Raw genomic sequence first — 18,521 nt, 5'->3', positions numbered from 1 at the left:
CCGTTGACAGTTTAGATTTCGATCATCATCCTAATCGCAAGTGACATGACCTCTACCAAAGTCACCGGCTGATAGAGCCTTGGATTTATGCGCACCTCAATCCCAACCCCTGATAAAGAGCTGACATCATGACGACCCGCCCTACTGTTCTCATCACTGGCGCTTCCACCGGCATCGGCGCGGTTTATGCCGAACGTTTCGCCCAACGCGGGCATGATCTGGTATTGGTCGCCCGCGACCACGCGCGCCTGGAAACGCTCGCCGCGAAGTTGCAGGACGAACACAACGTCGCCATTGATGTGCTTCAGGCCGACCTGACGCAACTCAGCGACTTGCACAGTGTTGAAGCGCGCCTGCGCGATGACGTGCGCATCGGCATCCTCGTCAACAATGCCGGCGCCGCACAATCGGGCACGTTCATCGAGCAAAGCACTGACAGCGTTGCGCAGCTGGTGGCCCTCAACACCACCGCGCTGGTGCGACTCGCAAGCGCCATCGCGCCACGCCTGGCCAAAGCAGGTGAAGGCTCTATCATCAACATCGGTTCGGTGGTGGGGCTGGCGCCTGAGTTCGGCATGTCGGTCTATGGGGCGACCAAGGCGTTTGTGCTGTTCCTTTCCCAAGGCCTGAGCCTGGAACTGTCGCCCCAAGGTGTTTACGTACAAGCCGTACTGCCCGCCGCCACCCGCACGGAAATTTGGGACCGCGCCGGTATCGACATCAATACCTTGAGCGAAATCATGGAAGTGGGTGAGCTGGTCGATGCCGCCCTGCTTGGTTTTGACCGACGCGAGCTGGTGACTATTCCTGCGCTGCAGGAAGGCGAGCGTTGGGATGCGCTGCAAGCCGCGCGTGGGGGGCTTTTGGCGCAGATCAAGCAGTCCACGGTGGCACAACGCTATTTGACTCAAGCCTGAACGGCTTGACGTTGCCGGGGCCGCGCCTCTCATTTCACCGACAAGAGCAGTTGCACCATGAAAGCATTTTTTATCGACCGCTACGGCAAGCAGAACGGAATGATTGGCGAAGTGCCCAACCCTGCGGTCGGTGTGCATGACGTGCTGGTCCAGGTGCATGCAACGAGCGTGAACCCGTTGGATTCGAAGATCAGGACGGGGGCGTTCAAACTGATCCTGCCCTATAAACTTCCCTTGATATTGGGCAATGACCTGGCTGGCGTGGTGGTTCGTACGGGTGCGGCGGTAACGCGATTCAAGCCGGGAGACGAAGTGTACGCTCGGCCTCCCGACGCGCGGATCGGAACCTTCGCTGAGCTGATCGCTGTGAACGAAGACGCGCTGGCGCTGAAACCGTCGAATCTCGACATGGCCCAGGCGGCGTCCATCCCCTTGGCCGCCTTGACGGCTTGGCAGGCGCTGGTTGAAACCGCCCAGCTGAAAGAAGGCCAGAAGGTGTTGATCCATGCCGGCTCCGGCGGTGTTGGCACGCTTGCCATCCAGCTCGCCAAACACCTCGGCGCATTCGTTGCCACCACCACCAGCACGGCGAATGTCGAATGGGCGAAAGCACTTGGGGCGGATGTGGTCATTGATTACAAGCAGCAGGACTTTGCCAACGAGTTACGCGATTTCGACGTGGTGTTGAACAGCCTCGGCACCGATGTACTGGAGAAATCGGTCAAGGTTCTCAAGCCTGGCGGGCAGCTCATTTCCCTGTCGGGGCCGCCGACTGCGCAATTTGCCCAAGCCCAAGGCCTGCCCTGGGTGCTGGGGCAGGTCATGCGCCTGCTCAGCAGCGGCATTCGCAGAAAAGCCCGCAAACAGGGGGTGAGCTATGCGTTTTTGTTCATGCATGCCGACGGGGTGCAGCTGCAAAAAATCACCTCGCTGATCGAGGCTGGCGTCATCAAACCGGTCATTGATCGCTCCTTCCCGTTTACATCGACCGCAGAAGCGTTGCGGTACGTCGAGCAGGGCAGAGCAAAAGGCAAGGTGACCATTACGCTCCGATAGGTTTTTTTTTGCGAAAGGCGATCCACGCGCACGAATAACATGGCACTTAGCCACCTCTTTGATTGACACCCCTTCTCTACTCCGTTAAAAACCCCGCCTTGCTATGCATTTAATCGAGACATGGATGTTGTCCAACACCCCGCTGTTCAAATACCGCCGCTATTGGCTGGCGGCCATCATCGTGTTGCTGGCGATTCTTGATCCTTTTGGCCTGGCCAGTTCCAGCGACAAGGCGTCGGCGCAGTGGCTCAATCGTATGTTCGCCAGCCACTACCCAAGCCTCGGACAACAGCAGGTGGCGGTGGTGTTGATTGATGATGCCTACCTGATGCGCAATGACAGCCCATGGCCAATGCCGTACAGCGACCAAAGCAAATTGTTCAAGCGTTTGCTGGCATACAAGCCACGGGCTGTGTTTGTGGATTTGCTTTACAGCCACGACCATTCGTTCGGCGACCCGGCGCGGGGCAGTCAGTTGCTGGCAAATGTATTTGAGCGTTATCAACGCCAGGGCATTCCGCTGTGGTTGGCCAATACTGGGCTGACGCGCGCGGAGGCAGGCCAGGCCAATACGCTGGCGCCTTTTATGCAGGTCAGCCGGCCAGCACTGGTAGCGTGGGAAGGGGTGGACGACAAGTACCCACTGGCTAAGCACACACAGGCCGGGCTGATGGAAACTCCCGCCTTGGCGCTATACCGGGCGTTCTGTGCCACCCAAGACTGCACGTCGCCGCCTGTGGATGTACAAACCGCTGCGCAGCGCCAGCCCATCGCGGTGCAATGGGGGCTGAAGCTGGCAGCGGACCAGGCGCGTATTGCCGATATTCGCCACTGCGCAGCGGCGCGGCATTTCTTGCTGGACGGGGTGGCGCAGTTCTTCCAGGCCGTGTTCTGGAAACTGGATGACTCCGCCCAGGCGCAGTGCCCTTATACGCTGACGTTATCGGCCAGTGACCTGGAAGTCAGTGACCCGGACGACCAAGCCTTGATCGCCGAATTACTCCACGACCGCCTGGTGCTGATCGGCGCCAATATCGCGTCCACGGGGGATCTGGTGGAGTCGCCGGTACACGGCCAGCTCCCCGGCGTTTACCTGCACGCCATGGCCCTGGATAACCTGATCAATGCAGGTATGAATTATGACCATGAACCCGCCGACTTCCCCCACCTGCCTTTCAATTGGCTGGACCTGCTGGAGCTCGGGCTGCTGGCGTTGATCGCTGTGCTCAAGGCGCTGCACGCACGACGCCTGGCGGGCCATCGCACCTGGAGCCGCTGGCGGCGCCAGGAAATCTGGTTTTTCACCTCGCCGTGCCCGTCGTGGCTGTTGGTGATGTCAATGCTCGGGGTGGTCAGTGTGCTGCTGAGCCTCAATGACATCACCCCGGTCAACGTGCTGGGCATCGTATTGCTGTCGTTGGTGTTGTTCAGCGAGCGGATCGAAGCCTTCTTCGACCGCGATCGTTGAGCGTGCCGCTTTGCCATTTGACTCAAGGAAATCAAGGATGAAAAGAAGCCTCATCGTCTTGCTCGCAGCCCTCTTTACCCAGGGTGCCTGGGCGGAAACCCACAGTATCCAGGCGTTCCTCGCCGACCCGGTGACGGTGCTCGACGAGCAGGGCAAGCCACAGCGCGAGTTGGCGAAAAAAGATGCGCCTACCCAACCCATGCCGGTGCTGCAGTACAACCAGGCGCTGGACCTGGTGCAGGTAGAACTGGCAGGCCAGAAAGTCTGGCTGGACACCATGGACCTGCGTATCGAACCGCCGCTGAACGTGGTCGACCTGCCCTGTCTCGGCCTGACGAAAAGCCAGGCCAGGGACGCCCGCAATAATTCCACCATAGGTTTTGGTGCCGGTTGCAATCAATAAAGGGAGCGTTGCGGTGAGGGAATATCTAGTAGCAGCCAGCCTATTGGCCAGTTCGGTGCTCAGTGGTTGCGCCACCTTGAAGGGCGCGGACCAGGCGTTCCTGAACCTGGTAGGGCCGTCGACCCAATCGCGGGTCCAAGGCCACTACGTGGACAACATCGACGTGCGCCAGTACTACAAGCTAGACCCCCAACGCCAGAGCCAACAGCGCCTGAGCTACGACGGGCGGGCGGTGCCGGCTGCCGAAGCGCGCCAGCAGAACCTGGTGGATATCCCGATGCTGCAAGGCTACTTGCAGGGCATTGTCACGCGCTTGTCCAAGGGCTGGCCGGGCGAAGTTCCGCCGCTACAGGTGAAGATCACCGACAGTTATGGGTTCGGACCGTCGGCAGACCCTTACGGCAACCTGTTCGTACCGCTGGGCATGCTGGACAACGTTGCCAGCGAAGACGAAATCGCGGCGATGCTTGGTCACGAAATGAGCCATGTGCTGCTGCATCACCATGACCGCATGGCGGCCTTCCAGCAGCAGAAAGACATGTTTACCACCGTCGCCTCCACGGTCGCCTTGGCTACCATGGCAGCCGATACTGGCGTCGACCGTAGCGCCGGTACCATGAAGCTGTTCAGCAAAGACCCGGCCGGTACCCAGAAGACCATCGGCAACACGGTGCTGTACACCGCGCTGGCCAATACGTTTTCCGACCAAGTGTGGAGCACCGCCTGGGGCCGTAGCCAGGAAGACCAGGCCGACCTGCTTGGCACCGACTTGATGATCCGCGCCGGTTACGCGCCGCGCGCCGCCACCCATAGTCTGGAGCGTCTCAACGACTTCCAGGGCAAACAGAAACCCTTGCTCACTGGGTTCCTCACGGCACGTAAGAATGCCATGCAGGATTCGCTGCAACAGTTCAATCTCAACCAGTTCACCAAGGAGCTCGACGTACTGGTCAAGGACGGCTTGACCACCGGCATCACCGCAACCACGCAGTACTTCAACCGCTCGCATATGTCGGCCACGGACCGCGACACAGAGCTGCGCCAATATTTGCAGCGCGAATATCGCCAGGAACGCCGCGCCCGGGTCAACCCGCAAAGCTGGTCGAAGATGAAGGCTACGCCCAAAGTGGCGGAGGCCTTGCAGGGCTACAAAGACGCGTACTTCGCAATCGATGCCCTGGAGAAAAACAAGGTACCGGATGCCGAAAGGTTTGTTCGCAAGGCCCTGGCCTCGCCCGTCAAGGACCAGCCGAGCATTCGGCGCACTGCCTATACCCTGCGCCTGGCCCAGGGTAAAAACAGCGAGGCGGTGAGAGAGTTGCAAGCGATCAAGGACTGGTCCCTGGCCGGCCCTTCCACCTATGACTTGATGATCAGCTACCACCTCAAGCGGGGCGACGGGCAATCGGCACTGGAGATGATCGACAAGGCCGAACGCAATCTGGGCTCGGAGGAACTGTTCATCACAGAAAAACTGTTGGCCAACCAGCAACTGCAGAATGTGCAGCAGGTGCAAACCGTGCTGCGCAAGTGTGAGCAATACCCGACACGCAAGGAGAACTGCAAGAAGCTCGCGCCGATCAAGGCCTGACGTTCAATGCCCACCGCCTAGCGGGAAATGCTCGTCGTCAGAAATAAAAAAACCCCGAACCAGTCGGGGTTTTTCTCGCCTGGCATCAGGCGCGACCTGCGATCAATCAGAAAACATTGATCGGGTAGTCGGCGAACAGGCGGATTTCGTTACCGCCCACGTTGTATTCGCTGGCATTGTTGGAAACGCGCAACCACGAGGCGCGAGCGCGCAGGCTCAGGTCTTTGGCCGGGCCGCTCTGGACCACGTACTTGAACTGGTTCCAGATTTCACGCTCGGTGCCATCGCCACGGCCAGTGCCGTCGTCAATGTTGGTGCCTCGTACATAGGCAATGTTGTAGGTCAGGCCCGGTACACCGAAGGTGGTGAAGTCGATGCCGTAGCCCGCTTGCCAGGAGCGCTCGTCCTTGCCGTTGAAGTCGGACCAGTAGGAGTTGGCCAGCAGGATGGTATTGCCGCCGTCGCCGATGCCGCCAGCGTTGCGGTAGCCGCCGTACAGGTAGCCGGTGTCACCGGTGCTGCGCTGGTGCGCGATGGTGAAGCTGTGCGCGCCAACGGCCCAGGTAGCGCCGAGGCTCCAGATTTTGTTGTCGCGAGCGTCAGCGTCTTTTTGGTTTTCCAGGGCGAAGCTGCGGTCCAGCTTGGTTTTGTAGCCGTTGAAGTCAAAGGTCAGCGACTGTTTCTCTGGCAGCGCCAGCACATAGTTGACGTTGACGTATTGCTTCTTCAGTACGTCCTGCATGTCGGAGGCATACAACGCTGCCGACAGGCTTTCGGTGAATTTGTAGCTACCACCGATGTAGTTGATGCTTTTCAGGCGGCCGCTATCGGTGCCTTCCATGCTCTTGCGGGCTTCTTTGGTGAAGTGACCGGCGTCCAGTTGCAGACCGGCGATCTCTTTGGAAACAATCGAGGTACCGGTGTAGGTTTCCGACAACAGGCGGGAGTTGTCGTACTGCAACACAGGCACGGCCGGGAACTGATCACCGTACTTGAGCACGGTGTTGGAAACGCGGAATTTCACGGCCGCGCCGCCCTTGGCCAGGTCGTGAGGGGCCGGGCCTGGGTTCGGCTTGCCGTTGGCATCAACCGTACCGTTGCCCTGCTTGAAGAAGTCGATACCGCCGGCGCCGGCGCGGCCTTGGCCACCATCCAGGCGAATCGCGTACTGACCAATCACGTCCACACCCACACCGACGGTGCCTTGGGTGAAACCGGATTCCAACTTGCCGATAAAGCCCTGGCCCCACTCGGCCTTGTCCTGCTTGCCGTTTTTGTAGTCACGGCTGATGTAGGCGTTGCGTGCTGCGATGTTCAGGTGGCTGTCTTCAACGAAACCCTTGGATTGCTCCTGGTCGTTCGCCATGGCTGTCGATGCGCTCAAAATCCCCAGAGCGATCAGACTCATCCGTTGCTTCAACATTTTCTTATATTCCTTATTACTGGTTGAGTACGCGCTATGACACCAGGCCCCGTATCGCTTTCTGGTGTCGACTTTCTCCAGAAAAAACAAGGCCCGCGGACGACTGAACTGCCGCGGGCCTTTTCTTATTGGATGAGTCATGGCTGTTAGCCACAGGCGTTGGACGCAATCCTATGCGCGCGTTGAACTATGTGTCAATTTCGTGAACCGCCTGTATTTAGGCTAAATAATTCTAAGCACAGACCTATAGCGCTCCTACAAAAAAGCGCTTGCCCCCTCCCATATTGATTCGTCGGCGCTTTCAGTTACGCTCCAGCGCGCACAATACCTGCACCTCATCCTCCGTGAACAAGCCCGCTGGGTAGCGTTCACTCATCACGCTGCGCAAGTCGGGCTGTTGCCTGCCCTGGCGCGCGCCGTTTTCCTTCAACCAGAGCGCCAGCGCGTGGATCGCGTCGCCGTCGACCCGCACCGGGTGGAACGTGCGCGTGTACATCGGGTTGATTTCGGCATTCATTTCAGCGCTCTCTCCTGCTGCGTGAGCGGCTAACTTACTCAAGGTTTGTGACAGAACCATGCGGTCATCACCTTGGCGCTCTGTGGTGTGTTTGCCGATACAAGAGCTATGCCAATCTCCCGCATTCACAGGTATTCAGGCACAAAAAAGCCCGCGACCGTGCTGGGTCGCGGGCTTGCTTGGAGCACTGCGCTCGCGCAGTGCTCGCTCGCCCTCAAGGCGCTGTTACAACTGCACTCAATTTCTCTGCGGTGCTGGCTGCTGCTGGGTCAGGCAGTGAATATTGCCACCCCCCAGTAACAGTTCACGGCCCGGCACCATCACGACTTCGTGTTGTGGAAACAGGTTCTGCAGGATCTGCTTGGCCTGATGGTCCAGCGGGTCATCGAAACTCGGTGCGATGATGCCGCCGTTGACGATCAGAAAGTTGACGTAGGAACCGGCCAACCGCACGCTCGGATTACGTTCCTGGCTGCCGTCTACCGGATCGACACCGGCACATTCTTCTTCGGTGGCATACAGCGGCCCCGGAATCGGCATCTTATGCACCGTGAGCGAGCGGCCGCGGGCGTCGGTGCTGCTTTGCAGTACGTCCATGGCGGCATGGCAGCGCGGGTAGTTCGGGTCTTGCGGGTCATCGGTCCAGGCCAGCAGCACTTCACCTGGGCGCACATAGCAGCAGAAGTTATCCACATGGCCGTCGGTTTCGTCGTTGAACAGGCCATCCGGCAACCAGATGACCTTATCCACAGCCAGGTTGGCGCTGAGCACCGCTTCGATGGCGGCGCGATCCAAGTGCGGGTTGCGGTTGCGGTTCAACAGGCATTCTTCGGTGGTGATCAGGGTGCCTTCGCCGTCGACGTGAATCGAACCGCCCTCCAGCACAAAACCTTCGGTGCGATAACGCGACGCGCGCTCGATCTCGAGAATCTTGCCGCCCACCTGTGCGTCACGGTTCCACGGCGCATACAGGCCGCCATCGAAACCGCCCCAGGCGTTGAAATCCCAGTTCACCCCGCGTACTTCACCGCTGTCGTTGATCACGAAAGTCGGCCCCGTGTCCCGTACCCAGGCGTCGTCGCTGGACATTTCCACCACGCGGATATTCGGAACATCCAGGCGGCTACGAGCGTTTTCATACTGGCCGGCGGAAACCGCAACGGTCACCGGCTCGAACCGTGCGATGGCCTTGGCCACCGCCACGTGGGCCGCTTGCGCCGGTTTGCCGCCGAGCCGCCAGTTGTCCGGGCGCTCGGGCCAGATCATCCAGGTTTGAGTCTGTGGCGCCCATTCGGCGGGCATATGGAAGCCATCGGCGCGAGGTGTGCTGTGCAGGGTGGTCATGCGATGAGGACTCCGAATGGGGTGAAAGCCGACTTTATAACGGATAAATATCGGCATTAATAGTGAACAGGAATAATAATTAAGCCATATAACGTAATTTAGTCGATAACAATCGAATGACTACAGCTCATCCAGCACCTTCGATAGCATGTCGACGAAGAAATCTACACTGCGCCGGGTCGTGACCATCGGCGGCTTGATCTTGAGGATGTTCAGGTAGTCGCCGGTCGGCTGCATGAAGATTCCCAGTTCGCGCAGACGGTCGCATAAAAGCGCAGTCTCTTGCGTCGCGGGTTCCAGGGTTTGTCGGTCACGTACCAGCTCGAGGCCCAGATAGAAGCCGGAACCGTGTACCGCACCGACTAACGGGTGATGCTCGATCAACGCTTGCAGGCGTGTCTTGAAATACCCGCCCACTACCTGGGCGTTTTCCCACAGCTTTTCCTCTTCCATCACATCCAGCACCGCCATGCCGATACGGCAGCTCACCGGGCTGCCGCCCGATGACGAGAAGAAATAGCCCTCGGCCTCCAGGGCTTCGGCAATCTCTCGACGGGTGATCACCGCGCCCAGCGGCTGCCCGTTGCCCATCCCCTTGGCCATGGTAATGATGTCCGGCACGACGCCCTGCTCTTCAAAGCCCCAGAAAAAATGCCCCATGCGCCCATAACCTACCTGCACCTCATCGGCAATGCAGACACCGCCCTGGGCGCGGACCAGCCCATAGACCTGCTGCAAATAGCCGGGCGGCAACGAAATGCCACCGGCGTTGCCATACACCGGTTCGCAGATGAAACCCGCCAGTTGGCGTTGGCCAGCGGCGATTTTCGCCAGGTTGTGCTCCACGCTTCGTACATAGTCAGGCGCACTGTCTGGCCCGCGAAACTCACCCCGGTAGGTATTCGGCGCCGTCACCGGGTGTACCCAGTCGGGGCGGCTGCTCAACGCCTGGGGGTTGTCGGCAATCGAGGTAGACACCGCGTCCGCCGCCACCGACCAGCCGTGATAGGCCTCCAGCACGCTGAGCATGTCGCGCCCGCCGCTGTAGGCCCAGGCCAGGCGGATCGCCAGGTCATTGGCCTCGGTGCCGCTGTTGACCAGGAACACCCGGTCCATGCCCGCCGGCGCCAGCGCCAGCAGACGCTCGGAAAACTCGGCGATCGCCGCGTAGTGAAAACGTGAATTAGTGTTGAGCAGTGACCATTGCCGCGCCGCCACCGCTGCCATGCGCGGGTGGCCGTGGCCCAGCACCGCCACGTTGTTGAGCATGTCCAGGTAGGAGCGGCCCTGCATGTCGATCAAGTGATTGCGCCAGCCCCGCTCGATACGGGGCGGGTCGACGTAATAGTGCTTCTGCGAACGGGCGAAGCTGGCGTCGCGCCGGGCCAGCAGGGCTTCGGGGTCCAGCTCCGGTTCGGCATCACAGGCCAGCCCGAGCAGCGCCGCCGGTGACGGGCACAACGCCTGCCACGCCGACGCCCGGGAAGGGGTACAGAACAGCGGGGGCTCCAGGTCGGCACGACACAGCTGCACGATCAAAGGCCCGTGGACTTCACCGAGTATTTGCCCCTTCACCACCTGCGCACCGGCTTTGAGCCGCGTTGTCACGCCCCATACGCGCAGATTCAGGCGCTCTTCGTACACACACAGCAAACCGTCGGCGCCCTCGCGCAGTGTCCCGGCGAAAGGTGCCTCAAGCACTGTGCCATGGGGCAGGCTTAATTCGACATGAAGGGCGAAGGTGTCCGGTTCCACAGCACTGTCCGGGCGGGTGCGCGACAAGCGATATTGCCCATAACGGCTGGCTGCCAGCCCATGCACCGCTGCGGCTTCATTCAGCAGCCGCCGATCCATGCCCGGCGTCTCCCAATTGCCCGCCTCGAAATGCGGGCTGAGTACGCCCAGGTCGATCAGCGCGAACTCCCGCCCGACCAGCCCCGGCAGCAAGGGGGCAAAGTCCTGGTTGGCCAAGGCAGGCAACGCCTCGCCGACGCTGCTCAGGATCGCCGCTTCCATCAGTTCGAACGGCACCGACGTGGCGACATGGAAAATTTCCCACTCGTGCTCGGCGTTCTTCAACAGGTAGGCGTTATCAGGGTCCAGACGTCGCTGCTGCTCACTGCTCAACACCAACACCGCCGCGCGGGCGACGATCAACGGCCACAGCGCGCGCAACTCTTCGTGCTGCAACGGCGTGATCGCGTGACAGGCCTGGATCGCCGGCAGGATGGCAAACGGGTCGCCCTCAGCGTGATGCAGCAGCGCAGCGCACGTCACCGACAGGTCAGCGATGCGCCAGGTGTGTACCAGGTCGCCGAAATCAATCACACCCTGGACCTGCCAATGCCGCTGCGCATCGCGCTGCCAAACCACATTGTCATCGGTGATGTCCATGTGCACGGCCTGCCAGGGCAGGTGTGCAGCCAGAGGCCGGATATGCGCTTCGATCCGCCCGGCGACTTGCTCCAGTGCAGTGCGATGGGGAAGCTCGGGCAAGGTCGCCAGCAGATGGGTAATCAGCTCCTGCGCGTGGCGTGGGTCCCATTGCAGAGTGCGATCCAGGCCGGGATGGGTGAACGTTGACAGTGCCAGGCTCATTCGCCCGCACAGGTCGCCGAACCCTGCGATCACATCGCGACCCAGGTGAGGCAAATCGGTCAGCGGCTGGCCGTCGATGTAGTCCAGTAGCCGCAGGTGCAGGGTTTGCCCATCGACGGTGACGCTCAGCAGTTCGTCGCCATTGAGGGCCTTGATGACCTTGGGCACGCGCACTTGTACGTGTGCCTGCAGCTCGTTGAGGGCTGCATGCTGGGCCAGTAGCTCGATTGCGGCGTAGTCACCCCGGCAGATTTTCAGAACAAAGCGGCCCAGGGGGCTTTCAACTTTGTAGTTGAGGTCTTGCTGGCTACCCAATGAAGTTAATCTACCTGTGAGGCCATAATGCTGCTCAAGCAACCTCGCCGCGTGGGTAGGCCCTGCTTGCGGGCAGGCTAAGCTGGCGCGGTGAATCAAGGTAGCGAGCAACATGGGACAACCTCTGCGTTTTGTCAGGTGTCTGTTTTTGACAGGTGTCTATTTTTGACAGGGCCTATATCGCCATTGATGAAAGGGTTAGGCAACCCCCAACATACACCGTGCTTGCGCCACCCCTGCTACACAACTCAAGCTATGCTTCACTCGCTTAATGTCCGTCTAAGGAAAGGGCCTCCGATATGCGTATTCTCATCACCGGCGGCGCTGGCTTCATCGGCTCTGCCTTGATCCGGCACTTGATTCAACATACCGAGCACGAAGTGCTCAACCTGGACAAACTCACCTACGCCGGCAACTTGGAGTCGCTTACCAGCGTCGCGTCCAGTAGCCGCTATGAGTTCGTCCAGGCCGACATCGTCGACCAGGCGACAGTCAGCGCCGTACTGGCGCGCTTCGAGCCACAGGCGATCATGCACCTGGCGGCCGAGTCCCATGTAGACCGCTCTATCGATGGCCCATCGGACTTTATCCAGACCAATATCGTTGGCACCTATAGCCTGCTGGAAGCCGCCCGTGCTTATTGGCAGAAGCTCGACGAGCCCGCCAGGCATGCGTTTCGTTTTCACCACATTTCTACTGACGAAGTGTATGGCGACCTGCACGGCGTGGACGACCTGTTTACCGAGGTCACGCCTTACGCCCCCAGCTCGCCTTATTCAGCCAGCAAGGCGGCGTCCGACCACCTTGTACGCGCGTGGCAGCGTACATATGGCCTGCCGGTACTGTTGACCAACTGCTCCAACAATTACGGGCCGTTCCATTTCCCCGAGAAGTTGATCCCGCTGGTGATTCTCAACGCCCTCGCGGGCAAGCCGCTGCCGGTATATGGCGATGGGCTGCAGGTACGCGACTGGCTGTATGTCGAAGACCATGCACGGGCGCTACTGACAGTCGTGACCAAAGGCGTGGTTGGCGAGACCTACAACATCGGTGGGCACAACGAGCAAAAGAACATCGACGTGGTACGCAGCATCTGCAACCTGCTTGAAGAGCTGGCGCCACAACGCCCGGCCGAGGTGGAGAAGTTCAGCGATCTGATTACCTTCGTCAAAGACCGCCCCGGTCACGACCAACGTTATGCGATCGATGCGAGCAAGATCGAACGTGAACTGGGCTGGACGCCTGAAGAGACTTTTGAAACGGGTCTACGCAAAACCGTGCAGTGGTACCTCGACAATCTGGAATGGTGCCGCAGGGTCCAGGACGGTAGTTATCAAGGCCAACGATTGGGCAACACCGACTTGAAGGATTTGATCGCATGATGAAAGGCATCGTATTGGCCGGCGGCTCCGGCACCCGTTTGCATCCCATTACGCTGGGCGTGTCGAAACAGCTGTTGCCGGTGTACGACAAACCGATGATTTATTATCCGATCTCTGTGCTGATGCTGGCGGGCATCAAGGACATCCTGGTCATATCCACCCCGGTAGACTTGCCGCAGTATCGCAACCTGTTGGGTGATGGCAGCCAGTTTGGCGTGCACTTCAGCTATGCCGAGCAACCCACACCGGATGGCCTGGCCCAGGCATTTCTGATTGGTGAAGACTTCATCGGTAATGACCCTGTCTGCCTAATCCTGGGAGATAACATTTTCCACGGCCAGCATTTTGGCGACCAACTACGCACTGCGGCAGAACGCACCAGCGGCGCCACAGTATTTGGTTATTGGGTCAAAGACCCAGAGCGTTTCGGCGTAATCGACTTCGACAAGGAAGGCCGCGCCCTGTCCATCGAAGAAAAACCTGCCAAGCCCAAGTCGCCATATGCCGTCACCGGCCTGTATTTCTACGACAACGACGTGATCAACATCGCCAAGGCCGTCCAGCCTTCGCCACGCGGCGAGCTGGAGATCACCGACGTCAACAACGCCTACCTCAAGCGCGGCGATCTGCACGTTGAGCGTTTCGGTCGTGGTTTCGCCTGGCTTGATACCGGCACTCACGACAGCCTGCTGGAAGCCTCGACCTACGTGCAGACCATCGAGCACCGCCAGGGCCTGAAAGTAGCCTGCCTGGAAGAAATCGCCTACGAGAACGGCTGGATTGATCGTGACTATCTGCTGGAACGTGCCAAGTACTTCGGCAAAACCGGTTACGGTCAATACCTCTACTCGCTGGCCGGAGAAACCAAGTGAATGTCGTTGAAACCTCGTTACCTGGCGTGCTGATTCTCGAGCCAAAAGTATTCGGTGATGAGCGCGGTTTTTTCTACGAAAGCTTCAACGCTCGCGCTTTTGAAGCCGCCACGGGGCTCAAACGTGACTTCGTGCAGGACAACCATTCACGCTCGCAAAAAGGCGTGCTGCGCGGGCTGCACTACCAGCTTGAACACACTCAGGGCAAACTGGTACGTGTCACTTACGGTGAAGTGCTGGATGTTGCCGTCGACATCCGCCGCAGCTCACCGAACTTCGGCCAATGGGTGAGCGTACGTTTATCCGCGCAGAATCATCGCCAACTGTGGGTGCCGGAGGGTTTCGCCCATGGGTTTGTGGTGCTGAGTGACTATGCCGAGTTTCTATACAAAACCACCGACTACTATCAACCGAGTGCCGAACGCAGCATTCTCTGGAATGACCCGACGCTGGCTATCGACTGGGCGCTGTCCGAGCCGCCGCGACTGTCTGCCAAGGACCAGGTCGGTAAACTTCTGATGGAAGCCGACTTGTTCCCATGAAAATACTGATCACCGGCCAACACGGCCAAGTCTCCCAAGAGCTGCAACAGCGGCTCCAAGGCCTCGGTGAGCTCATCGTCCTCGGCCGCGACCAGCTTGACCTGGCCCACGCCGAGCAGATTCGCCAACAAGTGCGCGCTCACCGCCCAAGCCTGATCATCAACGCCGCCGCCCACACGGCGGTCGATCAGGCCGAAAGCGAGCCGGACGCTGCCTTCGCCATCAACGCCATCGCCCCCGGCATCCTCGCCGAAGAAGCCAAGGCCCTTGGCATCCCGCTGATTCACTACTCGACCGACTATGTGTTCGACGGCAGCAAGCCGGCCCCGTACACCGAAAGCGATCCGCCCAACCCGCTGGGCGTCTACGGTCAGAGCAAGCTGGCGGGCGAGCAGGCGATTGCGGCCGTGGGCGGGAAGTACCTGATTCTGCGCACCAGCTGGGTGTATTCGAGCCACGGCAAGAATTTCCTGCTGACCATGCAGCGTCTGCTGCAGGAGAAGCCGCAGATGCGCATCGTCGCCGACCAGATCGGCGCGCCAACCTGGGCCGGGACCATTGCCAACAGCACACGTGCGTTGATTGAGCGCTGGCAAGCCGGTAACGCCGGGGATTGGGGGGTTTACCACCTCACGGCCCAGGGCGAAACGTCGTGGTTCGGTTTTGCCGAGGCCATTGGCCAAGCCCTTCGCGCTGCGGGCAAAGCCTGCGCCGAACTGGAAGCGATCCCGTCCAGCGCCTATCCAACACCCGCTAAACGCCCGCTGAACTCGCGCCTGGATTGCAGCCGTCTGCAACAGCAGTGGCAGGTCAGCCAGCCGCAGTGGCAAGACGCATTGCACGAGTGTCTTGCCGGGCAGCACTAGGCATAATGCGCCTGTACCCACAGGCGCACGATTCCCATGACCCCACCCCTTCCGCGAAGACCCCGCTGGCGCAGCCTCGCCCTGTTGGCGTTGTGCCTGGCGCCGCTGCTCTGGCCGCTGGAGCACTTGGCCGAGCGCTACTACCGCAGCGAGCTGGCCGGGCAGAACCGTCAGACCCTCGACCTGTACGTCGCCAACCTGTTGGGCACCCTGCATCGCTATGAAGTGCTGCCGCAGATCCTCGGTGACCTGCCGGCCCTGCGTACCGCGCTGGATGCGCCTCACGTCAGCACCAACCTGGTCAACGCCAACTCGCTGCTCAAGGACGTCGCCGCCCAGGCCGGGGTGGAGGTGATGTACCTGATGGACACCACCGGCAAGACTCTCGCCGCGTCCAACTGGGACAAACAAGACAGCTTTGTCGGGCGCAACTTTTCCTTTCGCCCCTATTTCAGCGAAGCCATGGCCGGGCGCCTAGGACGTTTTTTCGGGCTGGGCACCACCTCGGCCAAGCGCGGTTACTTCTTCGCCGCCGCCGTACGCGATGGTGAGAACATCATTGGCGTGCTGGTGGTCAAGGTTGACTTGGACCACACCGAAAGCTTGTGGGGCAACACCCCGGAACAACTCCTGGTGACCGACCACAACGGCGTGGTGATCCTCACTTCGCGCCCGCAATGGCGGTTCCGCGCCACCCGGCCGCTGACCGCCGCAGAGCGCCAGGCCATTATTGCCATTCAGCCTTATCCCACCCGTGATCCTCAGCCGCTGAACCTCAGCAGCAGCGCCTGGCTGCGCCAATCCACCGCCATCGCCGAGACCGGCTGGAATGTGGAAATCCTCGCCCCCCAATCCTTGATCAACCGCCCGGTGCGTACCGTGGTGGCCGTAGGCGGCGCGACGTTGCTGGTGCTGATGCTACTGCTCGGCTTGATGATGCAGCGCCGCCGGCATTACCTGGAGCGTATCGCCTTCGAAGCGAAGGCGCGCCGCGAGCTGGAAATGCGCGTGGCCGAGCGCACCAGCGACCTGGAAGGCCTGAACCGGCGCCTGAAACAGGAAGTGCTGGAGCGCGAACACGCCCAGCAGGAACTGGTACGTGCCCAGGATGACCTGGTGCAGGCCGGTAAACTCTCGGCGCTGGGCACCATGTCGGCCAGTATCAGCCATGAACTGAACCAACCCCTGGCAGCGATTCGCAGCTACGCGGAAAACGCTGAAATCCTGCTCGACCATGAACGCACCGCCGATGCGCGCGGCAACCTCAAGTTGATCAGCGAACTGACCGGGCGCATGGCCTCGATCATCGCCCACTTGCGCGCGTTCGCCCGCCGTGACCGCCACGCGCCGGAAAGCGTGGCGCTGCAACCCGCGCTGGACGATGCCCTGGCCTTACTGGCCAAACGGCGGCGCTCGATGGAAGTGGAATTGATCCGCGACTTACCCGAAGCGACCTTATGGGTACAAGCCGGTGAAACCCGTCTGCGCCAGGTGCTGGGCAACCTGCTGGCCAATGCCCTGGACGCCCTTACCGAAAAAGGCCCGCCGCGCAAACTGTGGCTGAGTGCCCAAACCACCGACTTGGGCGTCAACCTGTACATTCGCGACAACGGCCCGGGCTTTTGCATGGAAGCGTTGGGCCGCGCCAGCGAGCCCTTCTACACCACCAAGACGCGCACCCAGGGCCTGGGCCTGGGCCTGGCGATCTGTGACACCCTGATGCGCGCCTTCGGCGGCGAACTGCTGTTCGCCAACCACAAGGAAGGCGGCGCGCTGTTAACCTTGAAATTGCGTGCCGGCTCGCCGGGCGTCAGTCTGCAACCGTCCGAGGACCGCAGTGTATGAGTATCGATAACCAGATTCAGGTGGTGCTGATCGATGACGATCCCCATTTGCGTCAGGCGCTGTGCCAGACCCTGGACCTGGCCGGGCTGAAAGTGCTGCCCCTGGGCGAAGCCAGCGGCCTCACCGCGCGCTTGTCGCGGGACTGGTCGGGCGTGGTGGTCAGCGATATCCGCATGCCCGGCATGGACGGCCTGGAGCTGCTCGCCGAGCTGCACGGCCAGGACCCTGACCTGCCAGTGCTGCTGATCACTGGCCACGGTGACGTGCCGCTGGCGGTGCAGGCCATGCGTGCCGGCGCCTATGACTTCCTCGAAAAGCCCTTCGCCAGCGACGCCTTGCTCGACAGCGTGCGCCGCGCCCTGGCCCTGCGCCGACTGGTGCTGGACAACCGCAGCCTGCGCCTGGCCCTCAGTGACCGGCAGCAACTAAGCACGCGCCTGGTGGGGCATTCGCCGCAGATGCTGCGCCTGCGCGAGCAAATCGGCGCACTGGCAGCGACCAAGGCCGATGTGCTGATCCTCGGCGAAACCGGCGCCGGCAAGGAAGTGGTCGCCCGCGCCTTGCACGATCTGTCGAGCCGCCGCAGCGGCCCGTTCGTGGCGATCAACGCCGGGGCCCTGGCCGAATCGGTGGTGGAAAGCGAGCTGTTCGGCCATGAACCGGGCGCGTTTACCGGCGCGCAGAAGCGCCGTATCGGCAAGTTCGAATTCGCCAATGGCGGCACGCTGTTCCTCGATGAAATCGAAAGCATGAGCCTGGATGTACAGGTCAAGCTGTTGCGCCTGCTGCAGGAGCGTGTGGTGGAGCGCCTGGGCGGCAACCAGTTGATTGCACTGGATATCCGCATCATCGCCGCCACCAAGGAAGACCTGCGCCAGGCGGCCGACCAGGGCCGCTTCCGGGCCGACTTGTATTACCGCCTGAATGTCGCGCCGCTGCGCATTCCGCCACTGCGCGAGCGCGGTGAAGACGCATTGATGCTGTTTCAGCACTTCGCCGACGAAGCCAGCAGCCGCCACGGCCTGCCCCTGCATGAGCTGCAACCGGGCCAGCGCGCGCTGCTGTTGCGCCACAGTTGGCCGGGTAACGTACGCGAGCTGCAAAACGCCGCCGAACGCTTTGCCCTGGGCCTGGAACTGGCCTTGGACAGTACACTGGACAATCCATCCGCCAGCACACTGACCTCCACGCCCGGCGGTTTGAGCGAGCAAGTCGAACAATTCGAAAAAAGCCTGATCGCCGCCGAACTGACCCGCCCCCACAGCTCCATGCGCAGCCTCGCCGAAGCCCTCGGCGTGCCCCGCAAAACCCTGCACGACAAACTGCGCAAGCATGGCCTGAACTTCGCCGACAGCGCCAGCCACAGCGCAGACGACGAATGA

General features: G+C 60.8%; 15 protein-coding genes. 11 read left to right on the top strand and 4 right to left on the bottom strand.

Features of this window, described 5'->3' with window-relative positions; translation table 11 throughout:
- The first annotated feature begins 128 nt into the window (after positions 1-128).
- The 5 genes from C4J90_RS01500 (at position 129) to C4J90_RS01480 (ending at position 5,435) form a co-directional block, all read left to right on the top strand.
- Entirely contained in the window at positions 129-917 is a 789-nt protein-coding gene (locus C4J90_RS01500; protein ID WP_124419051.1) for an SDR family oxidoreductase, read from the top strand.
- 57 nt (positions 918-974) lie between these two features.
- Positions 975-1,973, top strand: a complete 999-nt coding sequence (locus C4J90_RS01495) for an NADP-dependent oxidoreductase (RefSeq protein ID WP_124419050.1) — start codon at positions 975-977, stop codon at positions 1,971-1,973.
- A gap of 124 nt (positions 1,974-2,097) precedes the next feature.
- A complete protein-coding gene (locus C4J90_RS01490) occupies positions 2,098-3,441 on the top strand; it encodes a CHASE2 domain-containing protein (protein WP_124419049.1) in 1,344 nt (447 codons plus the stop codon).
- Positions 3,442-3,478: 37 nt separating this feature from the next.
- A complete protein-coding gene (locus C4J90_RS01485; RefSeq protein ID WP_124419048.1) occupies positions 3,479-3,844 on the top strand; it encodes a hypothetical protein in 366 nt (121 codons plus the stop codon).
- Between the two features lie 13 nt (positions 3,845-3,857).
- Positions 3,858-5,435 (top strand): M48 family metallopeptidase, encoded by a 1,578-nt coding sequence (locus tag C4J90_RS01480; protein ID WP_124408833.1) that lies wholly within the window; start codon positions 3,858-3,860, stop codon positions 5,433-5,435.
- A gap of 106 nt (positions 5,436-5,541) precedes the next feature.
- On the opposite strand, the gene C4J90_RS01475 is transcribed toward C4J90_RS01480, so the two are convergent.
- The 4 genes from C4J90_RS01475 to C4J90_RS01460 form a co-directional block, all read right to left on the bottom strand.
- Positions 5,542-6,858: an OprD family porin gene (locus C4J90_RS01475; protein ID WP_124360824.1), complete on the bottom strand. Its 1,317-nt coding sequence runs from the start codon at positions 6,856-6,858 to the stop codon at positions 5,542-5,544.
- Between the two features lie 301 nt (positions 6,859-7,159).
- Complete coding sequence (locus C4J90_RS01470; RefSeq protein WP_124360823.1) at positions 7,160-7,375, bottom strand: hypothetical protein; 216 nt, start codon at positions 7,373-7,375, stop codon at positions 7,160-7,162.
- Between the two features lie 237 nt (positions 7,376-7,612).
- On the bottom strand, positions 7,613-8,719 hold the full coding sequence (aguA, locus tag C4J90_RS01465; protein ID WP_124419047.1) for an agmatine deiminase: 1,107 nt from the start codon (positions 8,717-8,719) through the stop codon (positions 7,613-7,615).
- Between the two features lie 120 nt (positions 8,720-8,839).
- Positions 8,840-11,746 (bottom strand): aminotransferase, encoded by a 2,907-nt coding sequence (locus C4J90_RS01460; RefSeq protein WP_124419046.1) that lies wholly within the window; start codon positions 11,744-11,746, stop codon positions 8,840-8,842.
- Between the two features lie 185 nt (positions 11,747-11,931).
- On the opposite strand from C4J90_RS01460, the gene rfbB reads away from it, so the two are divergent.
- From rfbB to C4J90_RS01430, 6 genes are read left to right on the top strand one after another with little or no spacing between them, the layout of a single operon-like run.
- Positions 11,932-13,014: a dTDP-glucose 4,6-dehydratase gene (gene rfbB / locus C4J90_RS01455; RefSeq protein ID WP_124419045.1), complete on the top strand. Its 1,083-nt coding sequence runs from the start codon at positions 11,932-11,934 to the stop codon at positions 13,012-13,014.
- Positions 13,011-13,886 carry a glucose-1-phosphate thymidylyltransferase RfbA gene (gene rfbA / locus C4J90_RS01450; RefSeq protein WP_124360819.1) on the top strand — a complete coding sequence of 292 codons (876 nt, stop codon included), beginning with the start codon at positions 13,011-13,013 and terminating at the stop codon, positions 13,884-13,886. Before rfbB ends, rfbA begins: the two co-directional genes overlap by 4 nt.
- Entirely contained in the window at positions 13,883-14,428 is a 546-nt protein-coding gene (rfbC, locus tag C4J90_RS01445; protein WP_124360818.1) for a dTDP-4-dehydrorhamnose 3,5-epimerase, read from the top strand. Before rfbA ends, rfbC begins: the two co-directional genes overlap by 4 nt.
- Positions 14,425-15,294, top strand: coding sequence for a dTDP-4-dehydrorhamnose reductase (gene rfbD, locus C4J90_RS01440; RefSeq protein ID WP_124419044.1), 870 nt, complete (start codon positions 14,425-14,427; stop codon positions 15,292-15,294). Before rfbC ends, rfbD begins: the two co-directional genes overlap by 4 nt.
- Positions 15,295-15,330: 36 nt before the next feature.
- Entirely contained in the window at positions 15,331-17,139 is a 1,809-nt protein-coding gene (locus C4J90_RS01435; RefSeq protein ID WP_124360816.1) for an ATP-binding protein, read from the top strand.
- Entirely contained in the window at positions 17,136-18,521 is a 1,386-nt protein-coding gene (locus C4J90_RS01430) for a sigma-54 dependent transcriptional regulator (RefSeq protein ID WP_124402742.1), read from the top strand. The genes C4J90_RS01435 and C4J90_RS01430 overlap by 4 nt, the downstream gene beginning before the upstream one ends.

Origin of the sequence: Pseudomonas sp. R2-60-08W (assembly GCF_003852335.1) — a bacterium.
In the GTDB taxonomy this organism is placed as follows: Bacteria; Pseudomonadota; Gammaproteobacteria; order Pseudomonadales; family Pseudomonadaceae; genus Aquipseudomonas.
Note: the sequence above shows the minus strand (reverse complement) of the source record. Positions and strands in the feature narration are given on the sequence as shown.